The following is a 281-nucleotide window of genomic DNA, read 5'->3' as shown; positions in this document are numbered from 1 at the left end:
GGTAACGAAAGATGCCGTATATGTGGCCCAGTGGACAGCCGATGAAGATACAGAGTATAAGGTAGAGTACTACTATGAAAATGCGGGAGTATACGCAGATACAACCGAAGAGTATACGAAGAAAACCGGAACGACCGGAACATTGGCCGAGGTAACTGCCAGCGATAAGATCCCGTCAAAAGAGGGTTATGTATATGACGGAGAAGCCGGAAATGTCTTATCCGGAACCATCGCCGGAGACGGAAGCCTGGTGCTGAAAGTATACTTTAAACAGCAGTTCA

General features: G+C 47.3%; 1 protein-coding gene. It reads left to right on the top strand.

Annotated features, from left to right (window positions below; translation table 11 throughout):
• Positions 1-281: hypothetical protein (locus GPL15_RS23290; protein WP_215701075.1), on the top strand; the 281-nt coding region annotated here is incomplete at both ends.

The organism is Clostridium sp. MCC353 (assembly GCF_018785315.1).
GTDB lineage: Bacteria > Bacillota > Clostridia > Lachnospirales > Lachnospiraceae > CHH4-2.
Note: the sequence above shows the minus strand (reverse complement) of the source record. Positions and strands in the feature narration are given on the sequence as shown.